The 25,633-nt window shown below is 68.0% G+C and carries 22 protein-coding genes and 1 pseudogene; 9 read left to right on the top strand and 14 right to left on the bottom strand.

What is annotated here, in order from left to right; translation table 11 throughout:
• Window positions 1-8: 8 nt before the first annotated feature.
• Genes NX1_RS05895 through NX1_RS05885 form a run of 3 tightly spaced genes read right to left on the bottom strand, consistent with a single transcriptional unit; the run spans window position 9 to window position 2,690 of the window.
• Window positions 9-902 (bottom strand): universal stress protein, encoded by an 894-nt coding sequence (locus NX1_RS05895; RefSeq protein ID WP_068055245.1) that lies wholly within the window; start codon window positions 900-902, stop codon window positions 9-11.
• Between the two features lie 35 nt (window positions 903-937).
• Window positions 938-1,927, bottom strand: a complete 990-nt coding sequence (locus NX1_RS05890) for an Acg family FMN-binding oxidoreductase (protein ID WP_068054974.1) — start codon at window positions 1,925-1,927, stop codon at window positions 938-940.
• A gap of 10 nt (window positions 1,928-1,937) precedes the next feature.
• A complete protein-coding gene (locus NX1_RS05885) occupies window positions 1,938-2,690 on the bottom strand; it encodes an SDR family NAD(P)-dependent oxidoreductase (RefSeq protein ID WP_068055242.1) in 753 nt (250 codons plus the stop codon).
• A 323-nt stretch (window positions 2,691-3,013) separates the two neighbouring features.
• Between NX1_RS05885 and NX1_RS05880 the strand changes: the two are divergent.
• Window positions 3,014-4,392 (top strand): annotated as a pseudogene (locus NX1_RS05880) (erythromycin esterase family protein); the annotation flags it as partial.
• An 83-nt stretch (window positions 4,393-4,475) separates the two neighbouring features.
• Here the strand turns inward: NX1_RS05880 and NX1_RS05875 are convergent.
• A complete protein-coding gene (locus NX1_RS05875; protein ID WP_068054969.1) occupies window positions 4,476-5,819 on the bottom strand; it encodes a nicotinate phosphoribosyltransferase in 1,344 nt (447 codons plus the stop codon).
• 219 nt (window positions 5,820-6,038) lie between these two features.
• Here NX1_RS05875 and NX1_RS05870 point away from each other — a divergent pair, with 219 nt between their 5' ends.
• Window positions 6,039-7,442, top strand: coding sequence for a wax ester/triacylglycerol synthase family O-acyltransferase (locus tag NX1_RS05870; protein ID WP_068054967.1), 1,404 nt, complete (start codon window positions 6,039-6,041; stop codon window positions 7,440-7,442).
• Between the two features lie 172 nt (window positions 7,443-7,614).
• Here NX1_RS05870 and NX1_RS37735 read toward each other — a convergent pair whose 3' ends face one another.
• Window positions 7,615-8,145, bottom strand: a complete 531-nt coding sequence (locus NX1_RS37735; RefSeq protein WP_245668345.1) for a hypothetical protein — start codon at window positions 8,143-8,145, stop codon at window positions 7,615-7,617.
• Between the two features lie 33 nt (window positions 8,146-8,178).
• Between NX1_RS37735 and NX1_RS37730 the strand changes: the two genes are divergently transcribed.
• The 5 genes from NX1_RS37730 (at window position 8,179) to NX1_RS05845 (ending at window position 12,890) form a co-directional block, all read left to right on the top strand.
• Window positions 8,179-8,964, top strand: a complete 786-nt coding sequence (locus tag NX1_RS37730; protein ID WP_245668344.1) for an AAA family ATPase — start codon at window positions 8,179-8,181, stop codon at window positions 8,962-8,964.
• Between the two features lie 87 nt (window positions 8,965-9,051).
• Window positions 9,052-10,032, top strand: a complete 981-nt coding sequence (locus tag NX1_RS05860) for a 1-phosphofructokinase family hexose kinase (protein WP_245668343.1) — start codon at window positions 9,052-9,054, stop codon at window positions 10,030-10,032.
• A gap of 131 nt (window positions 10,033-10,163) precedes the next feature.
• Window positions 10,164-10,610 carry a CBS domain-containing protein gene (locus tag NX1_RS05855; RefSeq protein ID WP_068054963.1) on the top strand — a complete coding sequence of 149 codons (447 nt, stop codon included), beginning with the start codon at window positions 10,164-10,166 and terminating at the stop codon, window positions 10,608-10,610.
• Window positions 10,611-10,789: 179 nt separating this feature from the next.
• Window positions 10,790-11,449: a DUF2267 domain-containing protein gene (locus NX1_RS05850; protein WP_068055236.1), complete on the top strand. Its 660-nt coding sequence runs from the start codon at window positions 10,790-10,792 to the stop codon at window positions 11,447-11,449.
• A gap of 58 nt (window positions 11,450-11,507) precedes the next feature.
• Window positions 11,508-12,890, top strand: a complete 1,383-nt coding sequence (locus NX1_RS05845; protein ID WP_068054960.1) for a wax ester/triacylglycerol synthase domain-containing protein — start codon at window positions 11,508-11,510, stop codon at window positions 12,888-12,890.
• A 99-nt stretch (window positions 12,891-12,989) separates the two neighbouring features.
• Here NX1_RS05845 and NX1_RS35080 read toward each other — a convergent pair whose 3' ends face one another.
• The 6 genes from NX1_RS35080 to NX1_RS05825 all read right to left on the bottom strand — a co-directional run bounded on the left by NX1_RS35080 (window position 12,990) and on the right by NX1_RS05825 (window position 18,476).
• Window positions 12,990-13,286, bottom strand: a complete 297-nt coding sequence (locus NX1_RS35080; RefSeq protein WP_245668342.1) for a DUF1918 domain-containing protein — start codon at window positions 13,284-13,286, stop codon at window positions 12,990-12,992.
• 143 nt (window positions 13,287-13,429) lie between these two features.
• The gene (locus NX1_RS05840) at window positions 13,430-13,885 is read right to left on the bottom strand and encodes an Hsp20/alpha crystallin family protein (RefSeq protein WP_068054957.1); all 456 of its coding nucleotides are present in this window, start codon (window positions 13,883-13,885) and stop codon (window positions 13,430-13,432) included.
• A gap of 178 nt (window positions 13,886-14,063) precedes the next feature.
• On the bottom strand, window positions 14,064-16,358 hold the full coding sequence (locus NX1_RS05835) for a heavy metal translocating P-type ATPase (RefSeq protein WP_068054954.1): 2,295 nt from the start codon (window positions 16,356-16,358) through the stop codon (window positions 14,064-14,066).
• Between the two features lie 111 nt (window positions 16,359-16,469).
• Window positions 16,470-16,850, bottom strand: a complete 381-nt coding sequence (locus NX1_RS05830; RefSeq protein WP_068054951.1) for a hypothetical protein — start codon at window positions 16,848-16,850, stop codon at window positions 16,470-16,472.
• Window positions 16,851-17,004: 154 nt separating this feature from the next.
• On the bottom strand, window positions 17,005-17,145 hold the full coding sequence (locus tag NX1_RS36020; protein ID WP_157119561.1) for a hypothetical protein: 141 nt from the start codon (window positions 17,143-17,145) through the stop codon (window positions 17,005-17,007).
• A complete protein-coding gene (locus tag NX1_RS05825; RefSeq protein WP_068054949.1) occupies window positions 17,142-18,476 on the bottom strand; it encodes a phosphoribosyltransferase family protein in 1,335 nt (444 codons plus the stop codon). The genes NX1_RS36020 and NX1_RS05825 overlap by 4 nt, the downstream gene beginning before the upstream one ends.
• A gap of 396 nt (window positions 18,477-18,872) precedes the next feature.
• Between NX1_RS05825 and NX1_RS05820 the strand changes: the two genes are divergently transcribed.
• On the top strand, window positions 18,873-20,573 hold the full coding sequence (locus tag NX1_RS05820; protein ID WP_157119560.1) for a sensor histidine kinase: 1,701 nt from the start codon (window positions 18,873-18,875) through the stop codon (window positions 20,571-20,573).
• 97 nt (window positions 20,574-20,670) lie between these two features.
• Here NX1_RS05820 and NX1_RS05815 read toward each other — a convergent pair whose 3' ends face one another.
• The gene (locus tag NX1_RS05815) at window positions 20,671-21,639 is read right to left on the bottom strand and encodes an Acg family FMN-binding oxidoreductase (RefSeq protein WP_068054948.1); all 969 of its coding nucleotides are present in this window, start codon (window positions 21,637-21,639) and stop codon (window positions 20,671-20,673) included.
• Between the two features lie 253 nt (window positions 21,640-21,892).
• Between NX1_RS05815 and NX1_RS05810 the strand changes: the two genes are divergently transcribed.
• Window positions 21,893-22,765, top strand: a complete 873-nt coding sequence (locus NX1_RS05810; RefSeq protein WP_068054945.1) for a universal stress protein — start codon at window positions 21,893-21,895, stop codon at window positions 22,763-22,765.
• Window positions 22,766-22,827: 62 nt separating this feature from the next.
• Here NX1_RS05810 and NX1_RS05805 read toward each other — a convergent pair whose 3' ends face one another.
• Window positions 22,828-24,435, bottom strand: coding sequence for an ABC transporter permease (locus tag NX1_RS05805; protein WP_068054942.1), 1,608 nt, complete (start codon window positions 24,433-24,435; stop codon window positions 22,828-22,830).
• The gene (locus NX1_RS05800) at window positions 24,432-25,349 is read right to left on the bottom strand and encodes an ABC transporter ATP-binding protein (protein WP_068054941.1); all 918 of its coding nucleotides are present in this window, start codon (window positions 25,347-25,349) and stop codon (window positions 24,432-24,434) included. The genes NX1_RS05805 and NX1_RS05800 overlap by 4 nt, the downstream gene beginning before the upstream one ends.
• Window positions 25,350-25,633: the final 284 nt, after the last annotated feature.

Here is a 25,633-nt window from a genome sequence, read left to right as displayed (position 1 = left end):
CCCGGTTCTCATCGCTCACGCACGACGATGACCGGGCACTCCACCGCATGGAGCAAGGCGACGCTGGTCGAACCGAGCAACATGCCGGTGAACCCGCCACGGCCGTGGCTGCCCACCACGACCAGCTGGGCATCCTCCGACTGATCGACCAGGGACCGAACCGGCTGGTCGCGGACCAGCACACGCCGCACCGGCACATCCGGGTAGCGTTCGCCGAATCCGGCCAGATTCTCCGCGAGCAACGCGTCTTCTCGTTCCCGCACGGCGTCCCAGCCCGGGACGAGGTCGATCCCGCTCGAATCACTCCACGCGTGCAGCGCGATCAGGCCGACCTCGCGTCGCGACGCCTCGTCGAAGGCGAATTCGATGGCGGGGACGCTGTTCGCAGTCCCGTCCACGCCGACCAAGACCGGTTTGCCCGAGGAGAAGGCGTCGGTCGCCGAAGTCGAGCGCACGATCGCGACCGGACAGTGCGCGTGCCGGGTCACCGCCGTGCTCACCGAGCCGAGCAACTCACGCCGGAACGCCCCGAGCCCGCGACTGCCGACAACCAGTGTTCTGACGCGTCTGGATCTCTCGATCAGATCCGGGATGATCGGCTCGAGAGTCAGTTCGGTACCGATCGTCAGCGCTTCACCCGGCGCCGTCGTCCTGGCCACGCGCGCGGCCTCGGTGAGCACCCGTTCCCCATCCTTGCGCAGCCACTCCACATGGGTATCGGTCGGCATCGCGCCGTGTCCGTGCCGGACAGCGACCGAGGTGACGATGTGCAGCGTGCACCGATGCAGTGCGGCATCGGCGGCCGCCCACGCCGCCGCGTGATACGAGGTGGCCGAACCGTCGACGGCGACCACGATCGGTTGGTCGCTCGGTCCGGTGTGCGCGGTCGAGCTCTCGGTCATCGCATTGTCCTCCGGTCCGATGCGCGGCACGCCCGTCACGAACCAGGCGAATCCAGCGGACGCACCACCTCGTCGAGCGGGCGGCGCAGCGTGGACGGGACCGGATCGGCACTCGTCACCGCCCAACCGAGCCGGACGACGATCTGCGGAAATCCGGTGTCGTCCAGAACGTCGGCGCGAATGCGTTTCCTGGTGTCGGGCAACTCCATCGGCTCGGTCAGCGGACACGTCGCCAGCCCAAGTCTCGTGGCGGTCAGCAGCACCGCGCTTGCGGCCTCACCGGCTCGCAACTGGGACATCCGGTCGTCGCTGCTCGTGCTCAGCAGCAGCATCCGGTCGGCGGCGTCGATATCGCGCACCACAGCCTGCGCCAATCCTGGACTCGAGAACCGGCGCACCGCCGGATCCGAGCCGGTCGCCACCACATTCCGCGCCGGCACACCTTGCGGTGACACGTGCCTGCCGCTCCACTGCGCGAGTTCGGCACCGTAGGAGACATCGCGCGCGTGTTGCGATGCCGCCTGTTCGAACGCTCGCAGCAACTGGGTCCGCGCGGGTTCGGCCTCGACATCGCGCACGAGCACGCCGGTCTCAGCTCCCGCGGCGATGATGGCCTCGATGTGCGCGGCCGGCACCTCCCAGGAGCTGTAGCGACGACGATCGGTGCTTCGCTTGCTGATGGCGCGCGCCAGCTCGACATCTTCGGAGCCGCATGTGGTGGGACGGAATTCCACCGACGCGAGATGCTCGGGCGCGGCCGGATTCGGCAGCCGATGGATCGTCGTCTCCCACCCCTCCGCGCGGGCCGCCACTCGCAGATGATGCAACGCCGCACCGCAACTCAGCAGCAGGTCGCGTCCATCCGGGTCGGTGTGCGGCAGCCTCCGGCTGTCGTCCGCGTACAGGTGCACGGTCTCGTGCCCGACTCGCCACAGCCACGGCTGGGTGTTGTGCACCGACGGCGCCCGCGATGCCAAAGCCAACGCGGCTCGAAGCGTCTCCTGATCGGGATGTGTTCTCGTCATCGCTTACCTCTCATCGGGATTCGTCCGGCAGGTCGAGTACCTGACCGGCGGTGGCGCCACCGTCGAGCACGAACTCCGAGCCGGTCGAGAAGGTGGCCTCGGTGACCAGGAAGCGCACCATCGCGGCGACCTCCTCCGGTTGGCCGAAGCGTGCCAGCGGCTGGTTCGCGACTACGGATTCGTCCATCGCCGAGGTCATCGGCGTGCGGATCGGGCCGGGATGTATCGAACAGACGCGGATGTTCGCGCGTCCCAGCTCCAGGGCGGCGGCTTTGGTCAGGCCTCGCAAACCCCACTTGCTCGCGACGTAGGCGCCGACGCCCGCGTAGCCGATCAGCCCGGCGGCGGACGAGACGTTGACGATGACCCCGCCGCCCGCGGCCCGCAACCGCGGCGCGGCCAGGTGCATGCCAAGCCAGGCGCCGTAGAGGTTGACATCGATGACATGACGGAACATAGCGGGAGGCTCGGACTCGACAGTGCCGAAGTCGGCGATTCCGGCATTGTTGATCAGTACCGCCAGCGGACCGAACTCCGCCTCGGCGTCATCCAGGACCGCACACCAGCCCGCCTCGTCGGTCACGTCCAAGCGGCGGAAGATCACATTCGGGCCCAGTGATTCCGCCAGCGCCCTGCCCTGGGAGTCGAGCAGATCGCCTGCGACGACCGAGAGTCGCTCCTTGGCCAGGGCGGCTACGACAGCGGCGCCGATTCCGCGCGCCCCGCCGGTGACGACGGCGCTTCTGCCTGTGAGTTCGGCCATGACGATCAACACCTTTCGGCTGCGCCCGGTTCCTTCGAAATTCAGCATCGTGCGTACCGAGGGCATATGTGACGGCCGAAGGTCACCGATCGCCGGGTCCTCTGGCCACGATCGTCGCGCGGTGCCGGCCCGCGCCGACCATCACTCCGATGCGGTGACCATGATCCACTCGGCGCGGGCACGATGCCTCTCACCCGGCGGCGCACCCCCGAGCAGGCTCGACGGTAGGGAACACCAAGCGACGTAAGACCCGCTGATGACGACTTCCGCGCAGCCGCCGCTATCGCGAAGCTGCCGCAGATCCGTACAGCGCCCCGCACCGACAACAGGTCAGGGACCTGCTCACGACTTCCCCGGCCGAAGCCACGACCGCACTGGCCGACCCGGTCGCGGCGCTGCGCCGGGCAGCGATCGCGGCGCCCGCAGGCTTGCCACCCGAGGAGGCGCTGGAGGATCTCGTCGGCGACGCCAGGTTCGTGCTCATCGGCGAAGCCTCACACGGCACCCACGAGTTCTATTCCGCGCGAGCCGCGATCACCCGCTGGCTCATCACCGAGAAGGGATTCGACGGCGTCGCGGCCGAGGCGGATTGGCCCGACGCTCACCGGGTCGACCGCTACGTCCGCGGGCTCGGGACGGACGAATCGGCGGCGCACGCGTTGAGCGGCTTCGAACGGTTTCCGGCATGGATGTGGCGCAACACGGTGGTGCGGGAATTCGTCTACTGGCTGCGTCAGCACAACGACGAACAGCGCCGCGCGGGGCGAGCGCTCACCGGGTTCTACGGCCTGGACCTATACAGCATGCACCGCTCCATGCGGCGCGTGATCTCCTACCTGGAGACGGTCGACCCCGCCGCGGCCGGACGCGCGCGACGACGCTACAGCTGTTTCGACCGCACCTCCGAAGACGATGGTCAGGCATACGGTTTCATCGCCGCGTTCGGGGCGGGCGAGTCCTGCCAGGCCGAAGTCGTGCGCCAACTCGTCGACCTTCAGCGCAGCGCCGCCGACCACATCGATGTGAACGATGGCGAAGCGCACTTCGACGCTCTGCGCAACGCATGGACGGTCCGCGACGCGGAGGCGTACTACCGCGCCATGTTCGGAGACCGCGTCTCCTCGTGGAATCTGCGAGACGAGCACATGGCCGCGACCCTCGACGCTCTCGCCGATCATCTCGACCGTCCCGGGTCGCCGGCACGACTCGTGGTGTGGGCGCACAACTCCCACGTCGGAGACGCCCGCGCCACCGAACTCGCCGCCGAGGGCCAGCTCTCGCTCGGGCAGCTGGTCCGCGAACGGCACCATAACAGCTGCCGCATCATCGGATTCACCACCTGCCACGGGACCGTCACGGCAGCGAGCGAATGGGACGGCCCCGCCGAACACAAGCTCGTACGTATGTCCCTGCCCAGCAGTGCCGAGGAACTGATGCACGACACAGGTATCCGGTCCTTCATGATTCGCACCGGCACGGGGAGCGATGCCGGGATCTGCTGCGCAATCCGCGCCTCGAACGCGCCATCGGCGTCATCTACCAGCCCGGGACTGAACGCAGGAGCCACTACTTCTACAGCCGTCTCGGCGACCGATACGACGCGATCGTCCACATCGACAACACCACCGCCGTCGAACCCCTCGACCCCGGTAGACGTTGGATATCCGGCGTCACTCCGGAAACGTATCCCACTGGACTGTGAGCGAGGGAAGGTGCGAGCCTGCGCACCGCGACGAAAGCTGCGGTTCGAGTGCCCTACGTCGCGCAGGCTGCGCCCCCGACCTGCTACGGGCGGTCTTCGACCGTTCCCGCCAAACGGCGCGCGGCGGCTTGGACTTCGCTGGTCAGCCGACTCAGCCGCGGCGTGATCGCGGCGATCGGAGCGACCGGATAGCGCAGGTCACGCGCTTCTTCCGGCAGGTCGGCGAGGTCGGCTTCGAACCGGGCACGCCCGGCCGTGACGGTGTCCGCCTGCTCGACGCGCCGGCCCGCGCGCATGACCGGTTCGAGGAGCGGGCGGCTGTCGTGCGGCGCCGGCTCGTCACGCCGGGCGATCACGTCGTGCATGCGGGGCCCGCGGAAGACCTGCTTCGGACCGGGCATCGTGGCTTTGCCGGTGGACAACTTCGCAACCGGACGACCGTCGTAGGCGACCAGTTTGTAAGCGCTGTCGAGGTAAGGCGCGTCCGCAGAGACCCCCATGCGGGTGCCGATGCCGACCGCATCGATCGGAATCCCCTTGGCGACGAAAGCTGCCACGTCGTGCTCGTCCAGCCCGCCGGAGGCGAAGATGCGGACCTCGGGCAGGCCGGCGCTGTCCAGCATTCGCCGTGAGCGGATCGCCAGTTCGGCCAAGTCGCCGCTGTCGAGCCGGATGGCCGCGCTCCTCTGGAGGCCGAGGCGATCGATGACCTCGATGGCATGCACGACACCGCCGAGCGTGTCGTAGGTGTCGACCAGGAATGTTGCTCGCCCAGGGTGATCGGCGACGAAGGCGTAGAAGGCGTCGAGCTCGGCCGGAAATGCCTCGATGTACGAGTGGGCCATGGTGCCGGCCGGACGCAGACCGTACCGGCGAGCGGCTTCCACGTTGCTGGTCGCGGCGAACCCCACCAAGCCCGTCAGTCGTGCGGCGATCAGCCCGGCTTCTTTGCCTTGGGTGCGACGAAAGGCGAAATCCACCAGGTCGATCCGGTCCGCCGCCGCGATGCGGCAGCGCGCCACCTTGGTGGCGAGGGTTGTCTGCACACTTACCTGATTGAGCAGGTAGGTCTCGACCAGTTGTGCCTGGGCGATCGGAGCTGTCACCTCGAGAATGGGTTCACCCGCGAAGACCATCCGCCCCTCTGGCACCGCCCACACCTCGCCGCCGAAGCGGAGCGAGGCGAACGACTCGAGGCTGTCCCGGCCGAAACCGACACTGGCGAGATAGTCCAAGTCAGCGGGTGTGAAGCTGAACCGCTCCAGCCAGTCGAGGCAATCGCCCACCCCGGCCGAGACGAGAAACCCGCGGGTGGCGGGCAGTTTTCGGACGAACAGGCTGAAGGTGGCCGGCGCGGTCATCTGCCTGCGGAGGTAACTGTCCGCCATGGTCAGTTCGTAGAAGTCGGTCAGCAGTGCACCGGACATGCGTACAGCATCGTGCGCGGACGATCGGGGTTGCAGAGGCGAAGGTCCTCGGATGACGGCCCGGTCGGCGCGTGATCAGCTGTATGGGCCCAACGTCACCTGTGCCGGTGACCTTGGCATCTCACTGGCACAGTGCGGTTCGCGCGACGATTCTTTGCATAGCAGTGGCAGTTCCAGCCATAGGCAGCAGCGTGCGACCGCTGCCGGGACAGGTTCGCGATGACGGAATTGGGCCCGCTGGACACGGGCTTCATGGAGATGGAAGACACCGACCGCCGGGTCAGCCTCGGTATCGGAACCGTGGCGATCATCGAGGGGCCGCCCCCGGCCAAGGACGAGCTGCGCGGCTGGCTGGATCGTGGGCTGGAGCGGCACACACGGTTGCGGCAGCGGGTCCGGCGCACGCCGCTGGACCTGAAAGCACCGGTGTGGGAGAACGACCCGAATTTCGATCTGGCTCACCACGTCCGCTGGACCGCGTTACCGGCCCCGGGCGGCGAGGAGGAACTGAAGGAGCTGATAGCGACCGAGCTGACCGAGCGGCTGGATCGTGATCATCCGCTGTGGGAGGTGGTCGTGGTCGACCAGCTGACCGAGGACCGCTGGGTGATGATCCTCAAGGCTCACCACACCATGGCCGACGGTATCTCCGAGATCACGCTGCTCGAAAGCTTCTGCGATCCCGCCGCGACCGAAGTCGGCGAAGACCGTAGGCCGAACGGAAAACGTGCACGCACCGGACTCCTGCGACTGTTGAAGGAAGCGATTCGGGCGCCCGTGACCATCCCGCGCTCCGCCGTGGGAGCCGTGCGCACCCTGGCGCCGGTTCTGTACGCGGCGATCGCGCCGGCGAGCGAGTCGTCGCTGAACGGTCCGATCGGGCGCCAGCGTCGCTACGCGGTGGCGCGGACCATGCTTCCGCAAGTGCGCGAGATAGCGGCGGCATTCGATGTCACGGTCAACGATGTCGCCGTCGCGGCCATCGCCGCCGCCTACCGCCGGTTGCTGCTGAGCCGCGGCGAACACCCGACACCCACCGAATTGCGCATCGTGGTGCCGGTCTCCACCCGAACGACCGAGGCCCAACACGTACTCGACAACCGTGTCTCCGCGGTCATCGCTCATCTGCCGATCGAGGTCGACCATCCGGTGGAGCGCCTGCTCGCCGCACACGAGCAGATCCGCAGGCACCGATCGCGAGGTGAAACCGACGCCGAGAAATCGCTGCTCGCACTGTCGCGGCGGCTGCCGTTCGGGCTCGTGGCAGAGGTCTTCCGCCTGGCGGTGTCGTTCCCCCAGCGCGGCGTTGTCGCGCTGGCGACCAACATCCCCGGCCCTCGGCACCGCCTGACGCTGGGCGGGCGAGAGGTCATCGAATTGTGGCCGTGCATCCCGATCGCCATGCGGGTGCGCACGACAATCGCGATTCTCAGCTATCTCGACCATTTGACCTTCGGCATCACCGGGGACTACGACACGACCCCCGACATCGAGACGATCTCGTCGAGCATCACGACCGAGATCGCGGTGCTGCTGGCTCACGCCCGTGACCGGCAGGCATCACGGCGGCCACGGCCGGTCGTCCGCGCCATCGGCACCGCGCGCTCACGACACGTGAAGTAGCTTCCGCCCGCCACCGATGCCGCCTCGAAAGGACATGACATTGCTCTCCACGTCCACCGCGCGAGCGCAGGTCCACGAGACGCACACCGGACTCGTCCTGCTCTGCGGCGAGCGTGCCTATAAGGCGAAGAAACCGATCACCACCGACTTCCTCGATTTCGGCACGCCAGCGCTACGAGAACAGGCCTGCGCTCGCGAACTCGAGCTCAACCGGCGGATGGCGCCCGATGTCTATCTGGGCGTCGCGCACCTGAGCGACCCGGAGGGAGGGCCCGCCGAACCGGTTCTCGTCATGCGCCGCATGCCCGAGGACCGCAGACTGTCGAACATCCTCGCCGACGTCGCCGCGCACGGGCAGGAGCTGACACCGCTGGTCGAGTTGCTCGTCGGTTTCCATCGCCTGGCACGCCGCGGCCCCGATGTCGACCGGGCGGGCACCGCGCGAGCGTTGCGCGACCGGTGGCAGACGCTGCTGCGCCCGCTTCGAGAGGAACCAGCGTGCCGGGTCGCGCCCATCCTGCCGGATCGGATCGACCACCTCGCGATGCGGTACATAGACGGCCGCATCCAGCTGTTCGACAATAGGATCGCCGAAGGGCGCATCATCGATGGACACGGAGATCTGCTCGCCCAGGACATCTTCGCACTCCCCGACGGCTTCCGTGTCCTCGATTGCCTGGACTTCGACGACCGGCTGCGTCACCTCGACTGCCTCGACGACATCGCCTTTCTGGCCATGGATTTCGAGTTTCTCGGGTATCCGGAACTCGGCGTGCGCCTGCTCGACGACTACGTGCGGGCGACGGGCGACTCCGCGCCGATGTCGTTGCGCTCCCACTACATCGCCTATCGCGCCACCGTCCGGGCGAAGGTGAACCTTATCCGTCTGAGCCAAGGCGACGGCGCCGCCCGTGAGCGTGCCGTCCGTCATCTGCGTATCGCCCTGGACCACCTCGAGCGCGGGACCGTTCGCCTCGCGCTCGTCGGGGGCCTGCCCGGAACCGGGAAATCCACCGTGGCGCGGCGACTCGCGGCGAACACGGGTGCGACGGTGCTCTCCACCGACCGGATCCGCACCGAACTGGCGGCGCGGATCCTGACTGGCGAGGGTGGGGAGTTCGGTGCGGGTAGGTACTCCCCGGCGAACAAGGCCCGCGTTTACGACGAATTGCTGAACCGTGCCCGCACCCTGCTCGCTTCGGGCGTTTCGGTGATTCTCGACGCCAGCTGGGTCGACACGGATGAACGCCGCCGCGCGGCCGAGCTCGCAGAGCGGACCCATAGCGACCTCGTCCAACTGCACTGCACGTGCCCTACTGAGCTTGCGGCCGGTCGAATCCGCGAGCGTCCGCGCGGCGATTCCGAGGCAACGCCTGCCATCGCGGAAGCCATGGTGGCCACGGCGGCGCCCTGGAACGATGCCACCGCCCTCCATACCGTCGGCCCGATCGACGACACCGTCGCTGTCGCCTCCCAAGCCTGGTGCGCCCATCCTCATGTCGAAGCGGACGTCCTGTCATGAGCAGCCGGATCCAGCGCAGCCGCTGTGGCCGTGTCTCCGAGGACGATCCGACGCGCTCCACCCGCATCCGAATCGAAGGGATCAGCCGTGTCTTCCGCTGAGCAGCCCCGAATTCTCACGGTCACCCTCAACCCGACCGTCGATCTCTCGTTCGACGTCCAAAGGTTGGTCAGTGGCGGCAAGAACCGCGCGCACCTGAGCTCGGTGCAAGCCGGCGGCGGCGGGATCAACGTCGCACGATGCCTCGCCCGGCTCGGGGTTCCGGCCGTGTCGCTGCACACATCGGGTCTCGAGGTCGGTCACAGACTGAACCGGTTGCTCGATGAGGAAGGCCTGCTCCACCGCGGCATCGACATCGAGACCGACACCCGGGAAGCCGTCGTGATCGGCGAGGAATGGTCTGGGCACAGTTACCACGTGGTACCGCCGGGGCCTCGCCTCTCCGAGGCGGAAGCGGCACGATGCTTGGCGGCGATCGTGTCCGCGGCCCGCGACTTCCCGTATCTCGTACTGACCGGCAGCGCCACCCCGGGGTTGCGCGATGACTTCTCAGCCGACATCGTTCGCTCGGCCCACGCCGACGGGATCACGACCGTACTCGACATCGCGGGAAATCAGCTACGAAAAGCGTTGCAGGAGAAGGCTTTTCTGATTCGCCTCGACCGGACGGAGGCGGGCGCGCTGATCGGGCGAGCGATCGAGGACTTCGCCGACGCCCGCGCCGCCAATCAGTCCGTCCTCGACACGGGAGCGACCGACAACGTGGTCACCACAGTCGGCGCTCTCGGCGCGGTGTATTCCAATCGAGAGTTCCACCACGAGATATCCGCACCGCCGTTGTCGGACCCAGTGCGGAGCGACGCGTGCGCGGGCGACAGTCTGGTCGCGGCGCTGACGTCGCGATTGGCAGTCGGCGACTCGTGCTTGCGCGCCTGCGAGTACGGCGTGGCAGCCGCGGCCGCCACCGTCATGCTGCCAGGAACCCGGGTATTCGAGCGAGATATCGTCGACCAGCTCGGCACCGCGGTTCGTACCCGGCAGATCCGGCGGTCTCGACCGACGGAATGACGCCATCCACGCCGATTTCACGAGGATGCTGCCGCCGAATGGACCGATGCCCGATGACCTTCTGCCCTGTCGGCATCTTCGGCGGCGTCGAATGATGAGCGAACAGGGTCACGTCAGGAAGGAGATTCGACATGACAACCGCGCAGAGCATCATGCGTTCCCAAGTTCAGTGCATCGGCATTCGCGACTCCATGGCGGCCGCCGCCCAGCGCATGCGACAACTCGACGTCGGCGCGCTGCCCATCTGTGACGGCGAAGGTCATCCGGTCGGCATCGTGACCGATCGCGACATCGTCGTGAAGGTGCTCGGAACAGGGGCCAACCCGAAGACCACCATGGCGGGGGAATTGGCGCAAGGCGCCGACCAGCTCTATACCGTCGATGTCGGCGCCGACCTCGACGATGTCCTCGCCTTGATGGAGCAGCACCAGATCCGGCGGCTGCCGGTTGTCGACGAGGGCGTGCTCGCGGGCATCATCACGGAGGCCGACCTGGCTCGTCATCTGCCCCAGAACACGGTGGGCGAATTCGTCGAGGCTGTCTGCGCGCCTCACTTGCCGGTCACCGAAGAGGTCTGAAGTACAGACCTCGCGCGCCGGGTTCGTCTCCGGCGGCATGCCGGTGTGTCGCTCGAGGACACGGACGGGACCATCGACCCACCGTCCGGAAACCTTGGGCCCTTGGGACCGCGCCGTGATCGGCGCAGGCTGAACCGTATCCCGTGTCGCACTGGGTGAAATATCGGAAGGAAGCCGCCATGCCGCATACCGACGATCCGTTCGCCGCTACCGTGCATACCGCGCACGAATGGCTGCGCGCCGTTGCCGCCGGTCTCGACACCGACGACCTGGCCTTCGCCTACCGCGCGCTGCGGGCGTGGATGCACGTCGTCCGTGACCGAATCGGCATGGCCAACTCCGCTCATCTCACCGCGCAGCTCCCCGAATTGCTCCGCGGCGTCTACTACGAGGGATGGGTGCCAAGTCACGTACCTGTGCACCATGGTCATGCCGAATTCATCGAACAGTTCGCCAGGGCCGCGGGAATCGGCAGGCACGAGGTTCCCCAGGTCGCAGGGGCGATCACGGCAGTGTTGTCCGACCGATTCTCCCCTGGCCAGCTGAACCGCGTATTCGCGGTGCTGCCCGCGCACCTCTACGACATCCTCTGCCGCGCCGGCGTCGACGCGAGTGCCCTCTCGTCCGGGCACCGCACGAGGCAGCGCGCGGTCGCCGATCAGTCGATGCTCCTGCGGGATCGAGTCCGCGCGCTCGGCGACGCGGTCGCCGCGCTCGCCCGCGGGTTGGAGCAACTGCCGATCGACACCGGCGACACGAATCGCATGGCCTCGGCCGCACAGGAGGCGCACCGGATCCTGCTGGCCGAGGGCTTGGTTTCCACTGCGCGGCAGCACTGAGCTGCCGTCGCAGGACGGCGACGCTCGCCCCAGCGACACGGCTGTTCCGGAGACGACGATGCCGAGAGCCCGCGATTCCCACCTCTCACAGACGGACCTGCTCACCTGGCGCCTGCAGGAGAATCCGATCCTGCGCCCGACCATCGTCGCCGTCCTGAAGCTGGACGAGGAACCCGATTGGGATCGTCTGGTCCTAGCCGTCGATCGCGGCACTCGGGCGGTGAAGGAATTCCGCAGCCGACTGGTCGGTGTGCCGTTCGGTCTCGCCCCGCCCCGCTGGGTTCCCGACACGGAATTCGAGCTGTCCTGGCACCTGCGGCGCGGTGCCGCAGGATGTACATGGGACTCGGTCCTCGGATTCGCGGCCGTCGAAGCGATGACAGCGTTCGATCTCGCTCGGCCGCTCTGGCGATCGACGCTCCTGACCGGTGCGGGCAGTGACGCGTCCGCGCTGGTGCTCACGGTGCATCACAGCCTCACCGACGGCGTCAGCGGCGTCCGGATCCTCGCCGAGATGTGCGACCTCGATCGCGCCGGAACCGATCGGAGCCGCCCGTCCGAGTCGTCATCGGTGACTCTCGAACGGCCCAGCGGCGCAACACGATGGCAGCGAGTCAGCGGACCGCTGCGCGCCGTACCCCGCGGTCTGTTCCACCCGCTCCGGTCCGCACGCGATGGCGCCGCGCTGGCGGCCTCGGTGGCTCGTCTGGTCCGGCCGATCACATCGACCCTGTCACCGGTGATGACCGAACGCGGCACAGGACGCGGCCTGTCGGTCTTCGATATTCCCGCCGAGCCGCTGCACCGGGTGGCGAACGCCGCGCACTGCACGATGAACGACGCCTTTCTGACCGCGGTGCTCCTCGGCCTGCGCGCCTATCACGACCGCCACGACGCACCGCTGCGCCAACTGCGGGTGACCATGCCGATCAGTCTGCGTACCGCAGCCGATCGACTCGGCGGCAATCGAATCACGCTGACTCGCTTCGTGCTGCCGGTCGACATCGCCGAGCCGGCGGAGATGATGCGCGCCGTCGATACCGCCGTCGAGGCCCAACGCCACGAACGCGCGATTCCGTTCTCCGGCGCTGTCGCGGCCGTCCTGAATCGCGTCCCGATCCGGCTGATCGCCGACATGCTGGAGCACGTCGACTTCGTCGCCTCGAACGTACCGGGTTCCCCTGTGCCGCTGTACCTCGCCGGTGCGCGGATCGACCGGGTCTACGCCTTCAGCCCCACCCTCGGCGCATCGTTCAACATCACGCTGACCACCCACGCCGGCCGCTGCTGCCTCGGCATCAACGCGGACGAGGCCGCCGTCCCCGACCTCGTGAACCTGACCGACTGCCTCGCCTCGGGCTTCGACGCCGTGCTCCGGCTCGGCATCGAAACACCGAAGAATCCCGACCGGAAATCCGGCCGGGTCCACGACACGCCGTAGCCCACACCGAGTTGCTGCTGGCGCGGTCCGCGGAACCGATGTAAGCAGGCACGGGGCAGAGTCCCGATCGTCCGTCGGGTAGTCACCGTTTCGGGGCGCTCAGCTTCCGGGGGATTCGGTTGCGTGAGCAGTCGACCGGTAATGCCTCGACGAGAGGTGGGCGGCCGCGATCTCTTCCTGCGCATGCAGCTCATTGCTGGTGACCACATGTGAATCCGGACCGGGGAATGTGAGCGCCCGGCGCCCGGTATCCGTCCAATGCACAAGATAGGGCGGCGCTCCATCCTTCCCGTGCACTTCCTCGATGAGACCGTGCCTGACCGTGCCACCGACATTGCGGCCTTCCACGATCAGCCAGTCCCCTGGTTTCGCATGCACTTGCGCGTACCTCCTCATGCTTAGGACCAGAGCCGTCGTGGTCCGACATCACCGCGGACCGGCTACCCGATAGCTACCGGGTAGCCGAACCGAGGTCCCGGCTCCGGGAGAACGGGTGCGGTCGCGGTACCTGGTCCGCGCCGGTCCCGGTTCCACACCGGTCAGCTGTGTCCGTTGCCGGTCTCGGTCTTCTTGATCGCGATGTGCTTCTCCGGCTTCTCCGACTCCGACATCGGCACGGTCACCGTCAAGATGCCGTCGGTGTAGGTGGCGTCGATGTCGTCTTCCTTCGCGCCGACCGGAAGGGGAAGCGACCGGTAGAGACTGCCGTAGTGGAATTCCGAGCGAGTGCCCTCTTGCTTCCGCTCCGTGCGCTCGGCTTTGATCGTCAATTGTCCTTCCCGGACACTGATATCGACGTCCTTGGCCGGGTCCACCCCGGGCAACTCGGCCCGCAACGTGTACCGGTCCTTCTCGAGATGTTCCTCGACTCGAATCATGTGACCCTCGAGCGACGACCACGGTGGCCTCGACTCGAAACGGGCCATCAGGTCCGACCAATCGGGCATGGCAGGCCAGGACGGCAGCAACGCCTGGCGGGGAGAAAGGGTGCTCATAACGTGACTCCAACGCAGAGTGCGAATTGATGACACTTCGATTCCACGCGGCGGCCGCGTCGAGCAGTAGGGCCGACGGTCCTTCCTTCGAGGACTCCGGTCCCTCACCCACCTTCGAGTACACCACCCGCCAACCAGCGCCGTTCTGCCGATGCCTCGACAGGCTCTTCCTGCCGCGTCAAGTCCGCGCGAGGGTGAACAACGCTTCGTCCTCTTGGGCGAAGTGCAAGGTGAGGATCGCGTCGAGTCCGTAGAGGGTGGCACGCAGATCATCGATCTGGTCGGCGCGGATTCCGTTCCCGGCGTCGTCGAGGTGGCGGCGGATCCGGTCGGCGAGCCGATCGATCTCGATGTGCTCGCGGCTCATGGTCACCATTGCCTCCGGGTCGCGCAGATAGTCGGCCAGGGCCGGATACAGCTGCGATTCCTCGGCGTGTTCGTGCGGCAGTATGGACTCGACGAGCAGATCGAATGCGCGGCGCACGGCGGCATCGGCGCTCGGGCCGGGACCGCGGGACAGCGCGTCGGCCGCCTGCCGTACCGAAGCGCGTGCGGCCTGGAGCAGGTCGTGCTCCCGCGCGAAGCGAGCGACAAGAGGGTCGATCGCGTCGGTGCGGCGCTCACCACGAGTTCGCAAGGCCCGCATCGCATTCAGGATCACCGCGAGGTCGATCCCTTCCTGCACCAGCGCACCTGCGGCCGGGACGAGCAGTCCGAACGCGGCGGCTGTCATCGCCGCAAGTGACAGCGCCATGCCCGCGACCGCGCTCTGCACGGCGAGCCTGTGCGACCGCTGGGCGACCTCGATCGCGTCGGCGAGCCGTTCGATGCGGTCGTCCACGATCACCGCGTCGGCGGCCTGCACCGCGGCCGTCGACCCGCGCGAGCCGAGAGCGACACCCACATCCGCCGCGGCGAGCGCCGGAGCGTCGTTCACACCGTCGCCGACCATGACAGTCACACCGTCGTGCCTTTCCGCGCGGATGGCCGAGATCTTGTCGGCCGGATCGGCGTCCGCGACGACTTCGGTGAGTCCGAGTAGCTGCGCCACCTCGGCGGCGTTGTCGACCCGATCGCCGGTGAGCAGGAGCAGCCGACGCAAACCCGCGGATCGCAGCCTGCGCATGGTGCGGGCGGCGTCGGCGCGGATACGGTCGCGCACCAGCAGAGCCGCCACAGGTACCTCGTCGACACTCACCCAGACGAGGACCGCCAGATCCAGCCGCGCCCGCCGCTGCGCGGCCTGTGCCCATGGCGCGAGCTCGGCCAGGGACGGCAGCCGCCCGACACGCACCGTGCGGCCGTCGACGATCCCTCTCGCGCCCCGACCGGGTTGCTCGGAAACATCTTGTGCGTCAACGGGATCCAGCTCACGAACTGCGGCCGCGGCGGTGACGGCGTGGGCGAGCACATGCGGCGAGAACCGTTCCACCGCGGCGGCCTGTCGCAGGATTCGATCGGTGTCGGCGCCCGGCGCCGCGACGATGTCGATCACCGCGGGCCTGCCCACGGTGACGGTGCCGGTCTTGTCCATCGCCAGGCACCGGGCACGCCCCAGGTTTTCGAGCGCGGCGCCGTCCTTCACGACCACACCCACTCGCGCCGACCGTGACATTCCGGCAGTGATCGCGACCGGAACCGCCAGCAGCAGCGGACAGGGCGTCGCCGTGACCACCACCGCGACCGCGCGCACAGGATCTCCCGTGAGTACCCAGGCCGTACCGGCCAGCAGAAGCGCGAGAGGCAGGAACCACACCGCGACGCGATCGGCCAGCCGCGCCGTCGGCGACGCCATGGCTGCCGCCTGTCGTGCCAGGGTGACGATTCCGGCATAGGTACTGGCCTCCGCCGTCGCTGAAGCTCGAATATCCACGGCCGCACCGGCATTCACTACACCGCTGCGTACCTCGGTGCTCACCCGGCGCACCACCGGGACCGACTCGCCGGTCAGCGCCGATTCGTCGAAGACCCCGGCCGTCGCGAGAACGCCATCGACAGGCACCGTCTCGCCGGGCAGCACGACCACGACGTCATTCGGGCGGATCGCGGTGGCCGCAACGGTTTCGATATCGCCCGCACACCGTCGATGCGCCAGCATCGGCGCCCGCTCCAGTAACGCGGAGAGATCTCGTCCGGCCCGCCGCCCCGCGTACGCCTCCAGCACCCGGCCGGTGGCCACCATCAACGCGATCAGCGCACCCGCGAAATACTCGCCGACCGCGGCAGCGCCCACCAGCGCGATCAGCGCCAAGAGATCGGCGCCGTACCGTCCGCGCCGAAAATCCTGGAGAACCCACACGACCGCAGGAACCAGCGCGGCCACGGTCGCGGCCAGCCACAGCGCGTCGGCGACAGCCTCATCGAACGGACGGGCCGCAAACCCGGCCGTTGCCAGCCCGCCGACCGCGGCGAGGAGGATCGCTTCACGAAACAGCCGCGGGTCAGTCTTCGGCTCGGTGTCGGTCGTGTTCATAGCGTCTTTCGGTCTCGATACGCGATGCCCCGGCACCACCGCTCGCGCGAGGCGCTTCGGCGGGCCTCGGAAGAATGGCGGGAACGGCCGGCCGGTTCCGGTCGACGACTATCAGGGCAACTGAATCACACGCTCGTAATCCGCGATCGCCTTCACCAAACGAGCCCGCGAGAGGGTGTGCGGGCCGCATTCGCAGGAGGCAGGTAGTGCGTCGTCGGTGAAGTCGTCGGCCGCCAGCAGATCGACGTATCGGGTGCCGTTCTGGTGGGAGCCATGTCCGGTGTCGACATAGTCGCGATCACCGTGGGCGTGTAAGCCGGTCACCGATCGGAACACCGGGCCCACGGCGGTGCCGAGCACTGCCGCCACATGATGACCACGTCCGCACTGGACCCGGACGAGCACGTCCTCGGTACGCTGCTCTGGCGAATCAAGGGCCTGTTCTGCGATGCGCCGCCGTTCGGGCGCCGAGAGATTCGAAGTCTTGGCCATGACATCACTATTGCTCGGGTTCACCGGCCTCGACAGGGGCCGAAATCACCCACTCGCGTGACGAACGGCCCATCCCCGCGCGGCAGTCGCGGCCGGGGGCGATCGAGCCGACTTCGATCGGCCGCGGCAGTGTCCCGATGTGCGATGGTGTCGGTCACCAGTACGCGGCGCAAGACGAGGTCACGCAAGTGGCGCGTCGGGGGCCAGGCCCGTGCGTCGCGGCGACCACGATGTCGCTCGCGTGGTGGCGTAGCAGTCGCACCGCGGCCACGACGGTGGCGCCGGTGGAGATCATGTCATCGACGAATCATCGGGCGCGGGCGCCAGCTGGTTGACAAGCCAGTCGCGGGCGAGTTCGGCGACTTTCTCCAATGCCCCCGGCTCGGCGAACAGGTGGGTGGCCCCTGGCACCACCGTCAGCACGGTCTCGCACGACATCGCCTCCGCGGCGAGACGGTTCAGCTCCAGTACGGCGAGGTCGTCACCACCCACGATCAGCAGGGTCGGTGCGCGCACCGACGCGAGAGCCGGCCCGGTGAGATCCGGCCGTCCGCCACGCGACACCACCGCGGCGATCTCGACCCTGGGATCGGCCGCCGCGCGAAGCGCCGCGGCAGCACCCGTGCTGGCACCGAAGTATCCGATGCGCAGTCCGGTGACGTCGTCCTGCCGAGTCAGCCAGCCGGTGACATCGACCAGCCGTCGTGACAGCAGCTCGATATCGAAGACTCGTGCCCGATAGATCTCCTCGTCCGGTGTGAGCAGGTCGAACAGCAGCGTGGCCAGTCCGGATCGATTCAGCACCTCGGCCACATAGCGATTGCGCGGGCTGTGGCGGCTGCTGCCGCTACCATGCGCGAACACCACCATCCCGCTCGGGTTCTCCGGAATGGTGAGATGACCGGCCAGCTCGACCTCTCCGGCCCGGACAAGAACGTCCTCGTCACGCGGCGGAGGATCATCCTCGGCGTCCTTCAGCGGCTCACGCGCGGCTTCAGCGGCTCGGCGGAGCAATTCGGTGACCTCGGCGTCGGAGACTTGGCCGAAACGGCGATACCAGGAGCCGACCGCGTCGAACCAGGTGGGCAACTCCAGGCAAACCACCTCGTCCGCTTCGTCTTTCAGTATCGCCAGCGTGTCGCGGGGCGCCACCGGAACCGCAAGCACGACCCGCTGAGCGCCGTGCGCACGCGCGACCTGGCAGGCAGCGCGGGCGGTCGCGCCGGTGGCGATCCCGTCATCGACGATGACGACGGTGCGGCCCGCCAGCGGAATACGCGGGTGTGTGCGCCGCAGTCGCTGAGTTCGCCGGGCGAGTTCCTCGCGTTCCCGGCGCTCGACTGCCGCCATGTCCGCGCCGGTGAGTTGCGCGTACGCGACTACGCCGTCGTTGATCAGACGGACGTCGTCCTCGCCGATCGCGCCGAATGCCAGCTCCGGCTGATACGGGACGCCGAGTTTGCGCACCACGATCACATCCAGCGGCGCGTCGAGCACCCGCGCGACCTCGCAGGCCACGGGAACGCCGCCGCGCGGCAGGCCGACGACCACGGGATCCTCGTCTCGAAGATGAACAAGCCGCTCCGCCAGCTGACGTCCGGCGTCACGGCGATCGTGGAACACCATCGCAAACCTCCTCACGAAACCAGCGTGGTCCTCGGCGCGGCGTCATGGCAGGTCCGATCGTCGCCGAGTGGAGAGCCGTTGGTCCCGGACCTGTGCAGCGGTGCTCACCTCGCGGTCGACCGCGCGACACCTCACACCGTGCTCGAACCGCGACGGACCGTCCGCGCCGACCGGGCGGGCGACGATATCGGTGACGGGATGCAAGCACTCTGTGCAGCGCTCGGGCAACGCCGTCGTCTGAGCACCATCGGGCGAGATGAGAGGCGCGAAAGTTCTCGTGTGCGCGCCGGCTCCCTTCACCTTGGTTACGAGTTCGCGTATCCGTGATCCAGCCGTGGAAGAATTGCGACCGTGGATGGGCGGAATGACGACTCGTCGATCAGCCGGCGCCCGCCGGTGACCGAAACGCTGTCCCAGCTGCGGTTGCACGAGCTGCTCGGCCAGGTCCAAGACCGCATCACGCAGATCTTCGACGTACGTGACCGAATGGATCGGCTGATCGAAGCGATGCTGATCGTCACCGCAGGTCTGGACTTGGACAACACGCTGCGGTCGATCGTGCATGCCGCCATCGAACTCGTCGACGCACGATACGGGGCGTTGGGCGTCCGTGAGACCGACAAGACGGGCACTCAGCTCGCCGAGTTCGTCTACGAAGGGATAAACGACCGCACCCGCGTACTCATCGGCGATTTGCCGCGTGGGCACGGTGTCCTCGGACTGCTCATCCAACAGCCCAAACCGATTCGGTTGGCGAATTTGTCCGATCACCCTTCCTCGGTCGGTTTCCCCGCTCATCACCCTCCGATGCACACCTTCCTCGGCGTTCCGGTGCAGGTACGTGACGAAGTTTTCGGCAACCTCTACCTCACCGAGAAAGCGGACGGCCAAGAATTCACCGAAGACGACGAAGTCGTCGTGCAGGCGCTCGCCGCGGCCGCGGGCATCGCCATCGAAAACTCCCGGCTCTACGAGCAATCTCGCATTCGCCAGCAATGGCTGGAAGCCACCGGAGACGTCGCGACCGAACTACTTGCCGGCGGTGACCGGAACGAAGTGCTCGAGCTCATCACGCAGCGGGCGCTCGTGCTGACCGATTCGGTGTGCACATTCGTGGCGCTCCCGGAAGACCCGGACGAGCCACACGACGACGTCACCGAATTGGTCGTCGTCGCGGCCGCCGGCGTCGACGCCGACGCAGTCACCGGCCAGCGACTCCCGATCGACGACTCCCAGTCGGGATCCGCTTATCGCACGGGCGGAACGGTCGCGGCCGAAAACCTCCCCGACAGCCTGTTCCCGCGCGCCAGAACACGATTCGGCCCGGTACTCGTGTTCCCGCTGCGCGCAGGGAACACGGTGATCGGCGTGCTCACGACGGCGCGGCCGGCCGACGCCCAACCGTTGGACGCCGCGGCGCAAGCGATGGTCGCCGCGTTCGCGAATCAAGCGGCGTTGGCACTGCATCTTTCCGACACGCAGCGGCGCATGCGCGAGCTGGACGTCTTGTCCGACCGGGATCGGATCGCCCGTGGACTGCACGATCAGGTCATCCAGCGCCTCTTCGCGGTAGGACTGTCGTTACAGGGGACCCTGCAACGCGCACGTGTACCGGAGGTGAAATCCCGCCTGACGGAGACCATCGACGACATCCAGGCCATCGCGCAGGACATCCGGCATTCGATCTTCGACCTGCAGAGCAACAACGCCGCCGACTCGTCGAAGTACCGCAAGCACCTCCACGGAATCGTCGTCGATATGACCGCCGACAGCGGGCTGCGCACGAGCGTCCGGCTCGCCGGACCGATGACCGTGCTGGCCCCTCCCCTGACCGACGACGTCGAGGCCGTCTTGCGCGAAGCCATCAGCAACGTCGTCCGACATGCCCGGGCCAGCACGCTCGCGGTGGAGCTGCGCGTCGGAAACGACGTGACCATCGAGATCACCGACGATGGAATCGGCATCTCCGGTGATATCACCCGCCGCAGCGGCCTGGCCAACCTGGCCGTCCGAGCCGAACAAGCAGGCGGGACTTTCGAGGTCCGCAACGCCCCTGCGGGAGGAACCGTGTTGCGCTGGTCGGTCCCGCTGCCCTGACCCGGCGGCCGTGCCGCCGACGGCATCCCTTTGGCAGCCATCGTCAGGAGCAATCCAGCGTCTCTGTCGGCCGCGATGAATGGACGTCGCGGCGTCGTCAGCCCGCATCGGAAGAAAGCAGCAGCTCCTCGACCGGACGCCGAGGAGTCAGGGGAAGCGGCTCAACGCTCGTGGGGGGCCAGCCGACACGAAGGATCGCCTGCGGATAAGCGGTGCCGTTCAGCACGCTGGTTCGGATCTCGCCGCGATGCTCGGCGATCTCGAGTGGTTCGGTGAGCAGACAGGTCGCGAGCCCGATGTTGGCGGCCGTGAGCAGCACGCTGCTGATCGCCTCGCCCGCCCGCAGACGCGACAGGCGGTCGTCGGCCGACGTGCCGAAGACCAGCAGTTCGGCGTGGTCCAGTCCCTCGGTGGGAGCTGCGGGCCCCGAACCAGCGGGATCGTCTTCCCAGGTCCTCGTCCGGGGCGTGTCCGGTCGGAGCACACCACCGAGGCCGCCATGCCGTTCCGACGTCGTCGCGAACTCGAACCGGTATGCCTCGTCACCTGCGTGCCGCTCGGCCGCCGCATGAGCTGCGGCCGCCAAGCGCTCGCGGTCACGTCCTATGGCAGGCCGGACGATCGCGCCGAGCGCCGCGGCCCGCTCGCTGAACAGGCCCAGGTAGCCGGGTGGTATCGGCAGCGAAGTGTAGGGACGACGGTCGGTTCTGCGCCGCGCGATCGCCGCGCTCAGCGAGGCGTCTCGGCTCGTGGCACGATGCGGCACCAGGGTCAGTGCCGCGAGATGGTTCGGATCGTCCGGGTCTGGCAGGCGGTGGATCACCGGGGCCCATCCCAGCGCGGAGAACGCCGTGGCGAGGTGATGCAACGCGGCCCCGCAGCTGATCACGATGTCACGCCGCTCCGGGTCCATCGACGGCGATTCGCGCCCCGGATCGACATGAACATGGACGCCGCGATCCGCGATCCGCCAGCGCCACGGCTGCGCGTTGTGGACCGATGGCGCGCGTCCGGCCAGCGCCAATGCCGTCTTGACAATGTTGTCGTCGGGCAGCCCGCGGTCCATGATGTCCGCCCTTCATCGAATGGTCCACTACACCGTGGCATCCCGGCCTCCGTCGTATAAGGGCAGGACGACCCCAGTCGTAGGGACTTCGGGCGCACTCTCAGATGACGACACCGAGCACTGACGAAGCAGATCACCACGGTCGTCTTTGGACCCGCTCATCGGTGACGAAAGACCGGCGCGGCATCGACCTGTCGCGACCTAACGTGCGGATATCCCCCTTGCGGAAACTCTTTGGAGGAAAGGCACGCATATGTCCGCCAAGACGAACCCACCGGTTGTGGCCGGAGTCGACGGCTCCGAACAGTCGCTCACCGCCGTGCGCTGGGCGGCGGTGTACGCGGCGCGTCACCGTGCGCCGCTGCACCTCGTTCACGCGATCGGAATACCGGTGGACTACGGCCCGGGTCTCGCCGGACCGGTGGTCGACTACGAAGCGTTTCGTCGGGCGGGCGCAGAGATAGTCGCCGCCGCGGCCGAGGTCGCGAGCGCGGCGGCCGCCTCGGCTGGAGCTATCGAGGTGTCCACCGCCGTGGTGAACTCGGCGCCGGTGCCGGCGTTGCGATATCGCTCCGAGAGCGCGCGGCTGATCGTGGTCGGCAGCAGAGGGCTCGGCGCGTTCCGCCGCACCCTGCTCGGTTCGGTCAGCACGGCGCTGGTCAGGCATGCCGACAGCCCGGTCGCGGTGATTCCCGAAGCGGCGGAGCCGATCTCGCACGGACCGATCGTTGTGGGCGTCGACGGCTCACCGTGCAGCGTCGAAGCGGTCGGCATGGCGTTCGAGGAAGCTTCGCTCCGCGGCGTCGGTGTGGTGGCAGTGCACGCCTGGTCGGAATTCAACCGGTATCTGTCGCGCGCCGAGATGCAAGTCGCAGCCGAAGCGCTGCTGTCGGAGAACCTCGCGGGCTACAACGACAAGTATCCCGACGTGCCCGTCGAGCGCGTCGTGGCGGAGGAACGACCCGCCCGGCTCCTGCTGCACAGCGCGCAATCGGCCCAGCTGCTGGTCGTGGGCAGCCACGGCCGTGGCGGATTCGCCGGTATGACGCTGGGTTCGGTCGGCCAAGCGGTGCTGCACGGGGCGGAATGTCCGCTGATCGTCGTGCGCGCCGACACCGACCGCTGATCGGTGCCGGGGCTATGTGATCCACCGGATGTCCGCGCAATCCGCCGCGGACGTCCGGGTGGTCAATAGCCGGTATCTCGGCGGCGGAACCCGGCGAATCCGGCCGCCGAACCGGCTACCGCTACCGCGGCGGTGACGAGTATCGGCGCGGCGGTGACGGATTGCAGCGGCGCTCGCGGAATGTGCGTGAAGGGCGACGCCTCGTCGAACCAGTCGGGCAGGTCGAAGGCGGTCGTGAAGAGGGCGGCGACTGCGCAGTAGGCGAAGACCGTCCACGCCAGCGGAACGGCGGCCTTCGGCGCCCAGCCGAAAGCTATCGTCGCGACCGCGACGACCGTCCAGACCGCGGGCAGCGCCACGAGCGCGGCGCCGGTCATTCGTAGCGGCTGGACGGCATCGGCAATGGTCAACCCGTAGGACAGCCCGGCGCCGAGGCCGCCGCAGGCGAGCACGAACGCGGCGCCGCCCAACGCGACGGTGAGGTGGCTCGCCAGCCAGCGATCCCGGCTCACGGGTGCGGCGAGGATCGGTTCCGCGCGGCCACCGGTCTCCTCACCGCGTGCCCGAAGCACACTGGTGACGCCGAACGCGGCGGCGAGCAGCGCGACGATCGAAATGGCAAGTGCCAGATATGAATCCACCGCTTCGGTGGCGCCGCCTGGCAGGTAGGCGGCGATTTCGGGATTGTCGCCGAGATAGTCCTCGATGCTGTCCGCGAACGATCCGTACGACGCACCCAAGGCGAAGATCCCTACCGTCCACCCCGCCAGCGATCCGCGTTGCAGCCGCCACGCCAAGCCCAGCGGTGACCCCAGCGCCCAGGAGGCGTCGGCGCGACCGGTGCCGTACGGCAAGAGTCCGGCGCCGAAATCACGCCGGTCGAGCAGGAAGAACGCGACGGCGCTGAGCACGACCGTCGCGGCGGCGAACAGCAGCACCGTCCACCACCGGTCGCCTGCGTACGGGTAACTACGCTGCCCCCATCCGATGGGTGAAGTCCAGGACGCCACCCCGTTGCCGACGTCGCCGACAGCGCGGGCCACGTACGCGGCCGCCAGCGCGAGTCCAACCGCCCCGTACACGCTGCGCGGGTTCTCGAAGACCTGCGCGGCGACGGCGGTGACAGCGGCGAAGGTGACCCCGACGCCCGCGGTCGCCACGCCGAGCAGCAGCGACCCGCCAACGGGAAGCCCGGTGCCCACCGCGGCGGCGAAGATCACCAGCGCCACGGCGATATCGGCCAGGCCGGCCAACGCGAGCGCGGCCACGGCGGGAGCCCGACGTCCCACCCGCGCCGAACGAAACAGTTCCGCCCGCCCCGTCTCCTCGTCCGAGCGAGTGTGCCGTCCGACCAGGAACATATTCATCAACGCGACCACGACCGCCAGGTAGGCGAAGATCTCGAAGACGATCTCGCCGCCGATCGTGTCCAGCAGGCGGGCGGGCCCGCCCATGGCGATGGTTGCCGCGCTCGCGCTCATCGTCTCGCGAATCTGCGCGAGCTTCTGCGGCGTGCCATAGAAACGCTGACTGCCGAGGGATTGAAGAGCGACCAGCGCGCCCGCGCCGAGCAGCCAGCACGGCAGGGAGAATCGCTCGCGCCGCAGCGCGAATCCCAGCAACGTGCGCACGCCGGAGGTGTTCTCCCGCAGCGTCGCCGTGGTATTCACGAGCTGTCCTGTCCTGCCTCCACCGCGGTGGGGCCGTAGTGCCGCAAGAAGATGTCCTCCACGGTAGGTGGTGCGCTGGTGAGACTGCGCACGCCCAGATCGGCGAGCATGCGCATCACTGTGTCGAGGTGAGCGGCGTCTATCGCGAACTCGGCGCGCGTGCCGTCGCGAACGAGATCGTGCACACCCGCTACCGTCTCCAGATCCATTGCGGGCCTGGCGGTTTCGACGGTGATGGTGGTGCGGGTCAAATGCCGGAGCTCGGACAGAGTGCCGGTCTCCACCGTGCGCCCGCTCCTGATGATGCTCACCCGGTCGCACAACGCCTCCACCTCGGCGAGTATGTGGCTGGACAGCAGCACGGTCCTGCCCTCGTCCTTCGCCTCGGCGATGCAGCGCTGGAACTCGGCCTCCTTCAGCGGGTCCAGGCCGACGGTCGGTTCGTCGAGCAGCAGCAGTTCCGCGTCCGAGGCCAGAGCCGCGACGAGCGCGACCTTCTGCCGGTTGCCTTTGGAGTACACTCGCGCCTTCTGCCGGGGATCGAGGTCGAACCTGTCCAGCAGTTCATCACGCCGCCGCCGGTCGAGGCCGCCGCGCAATCGCCCCATCAAGTCGATGACCTCGCCACCGGTGATCCCGGGCCACAGGATGACCTCGCCGGGCACATAGGCCAGCCGCGCGTGCAGCGCGACCGCGTCGGCCCACGGATCGCCGCCGAGCATGCGCGCCGTCCCGGAGTCCGCGCGCAGCAGGCCGAGCAGAATCCGGATCGTCGTCGTCTTGCCCGCACCGTTCGGACCCAGGAATCCGTGAATCTCGCCGGTGCGCACGGTCAGGTCCAAGCCGTCGAGGGCTTTGGCCGCGCCGAACGTCTTCGTCAGGCCTGCGATGAAAATGGCGGCGTCGCCGGTCATCGCGATACCCCTTCCGGTCGCATCGATGCCGGATGCCCGCTCTTCCGCGGAGTCGGCGAGAGATTTTCGGCCACGTCCACGGTTCCTCCGCTCGCGTCTCGCCGTCCGGCGAGCGCTGATACCAGCGTGCGGTCCGGGTAACTACCAGAGAGGAGGACATCGGCCCGAAGTCCGAGGCCCAAGGTCACACATGCTCGCCTGCGCGCCCGATCACAGCGACCTGGACCGCGTCCGGTGTGAATCGCGCCGATCGGGTACGCCGTTCGTGAACAATCAGGAGTCGA

The organism is Nocardia xishanensis NBRC 101358 (assembly GCF_001613365.1).
Lineage (GTDB): Bacteria > Actinomycetota > Actinomycetes > Mycobacteriales > Mycobacteriaceae > Nocardia > Nocardia xishanensis.
This window is presented reverse-complemented; position numbering and strand designations above follow the sequence as displayed.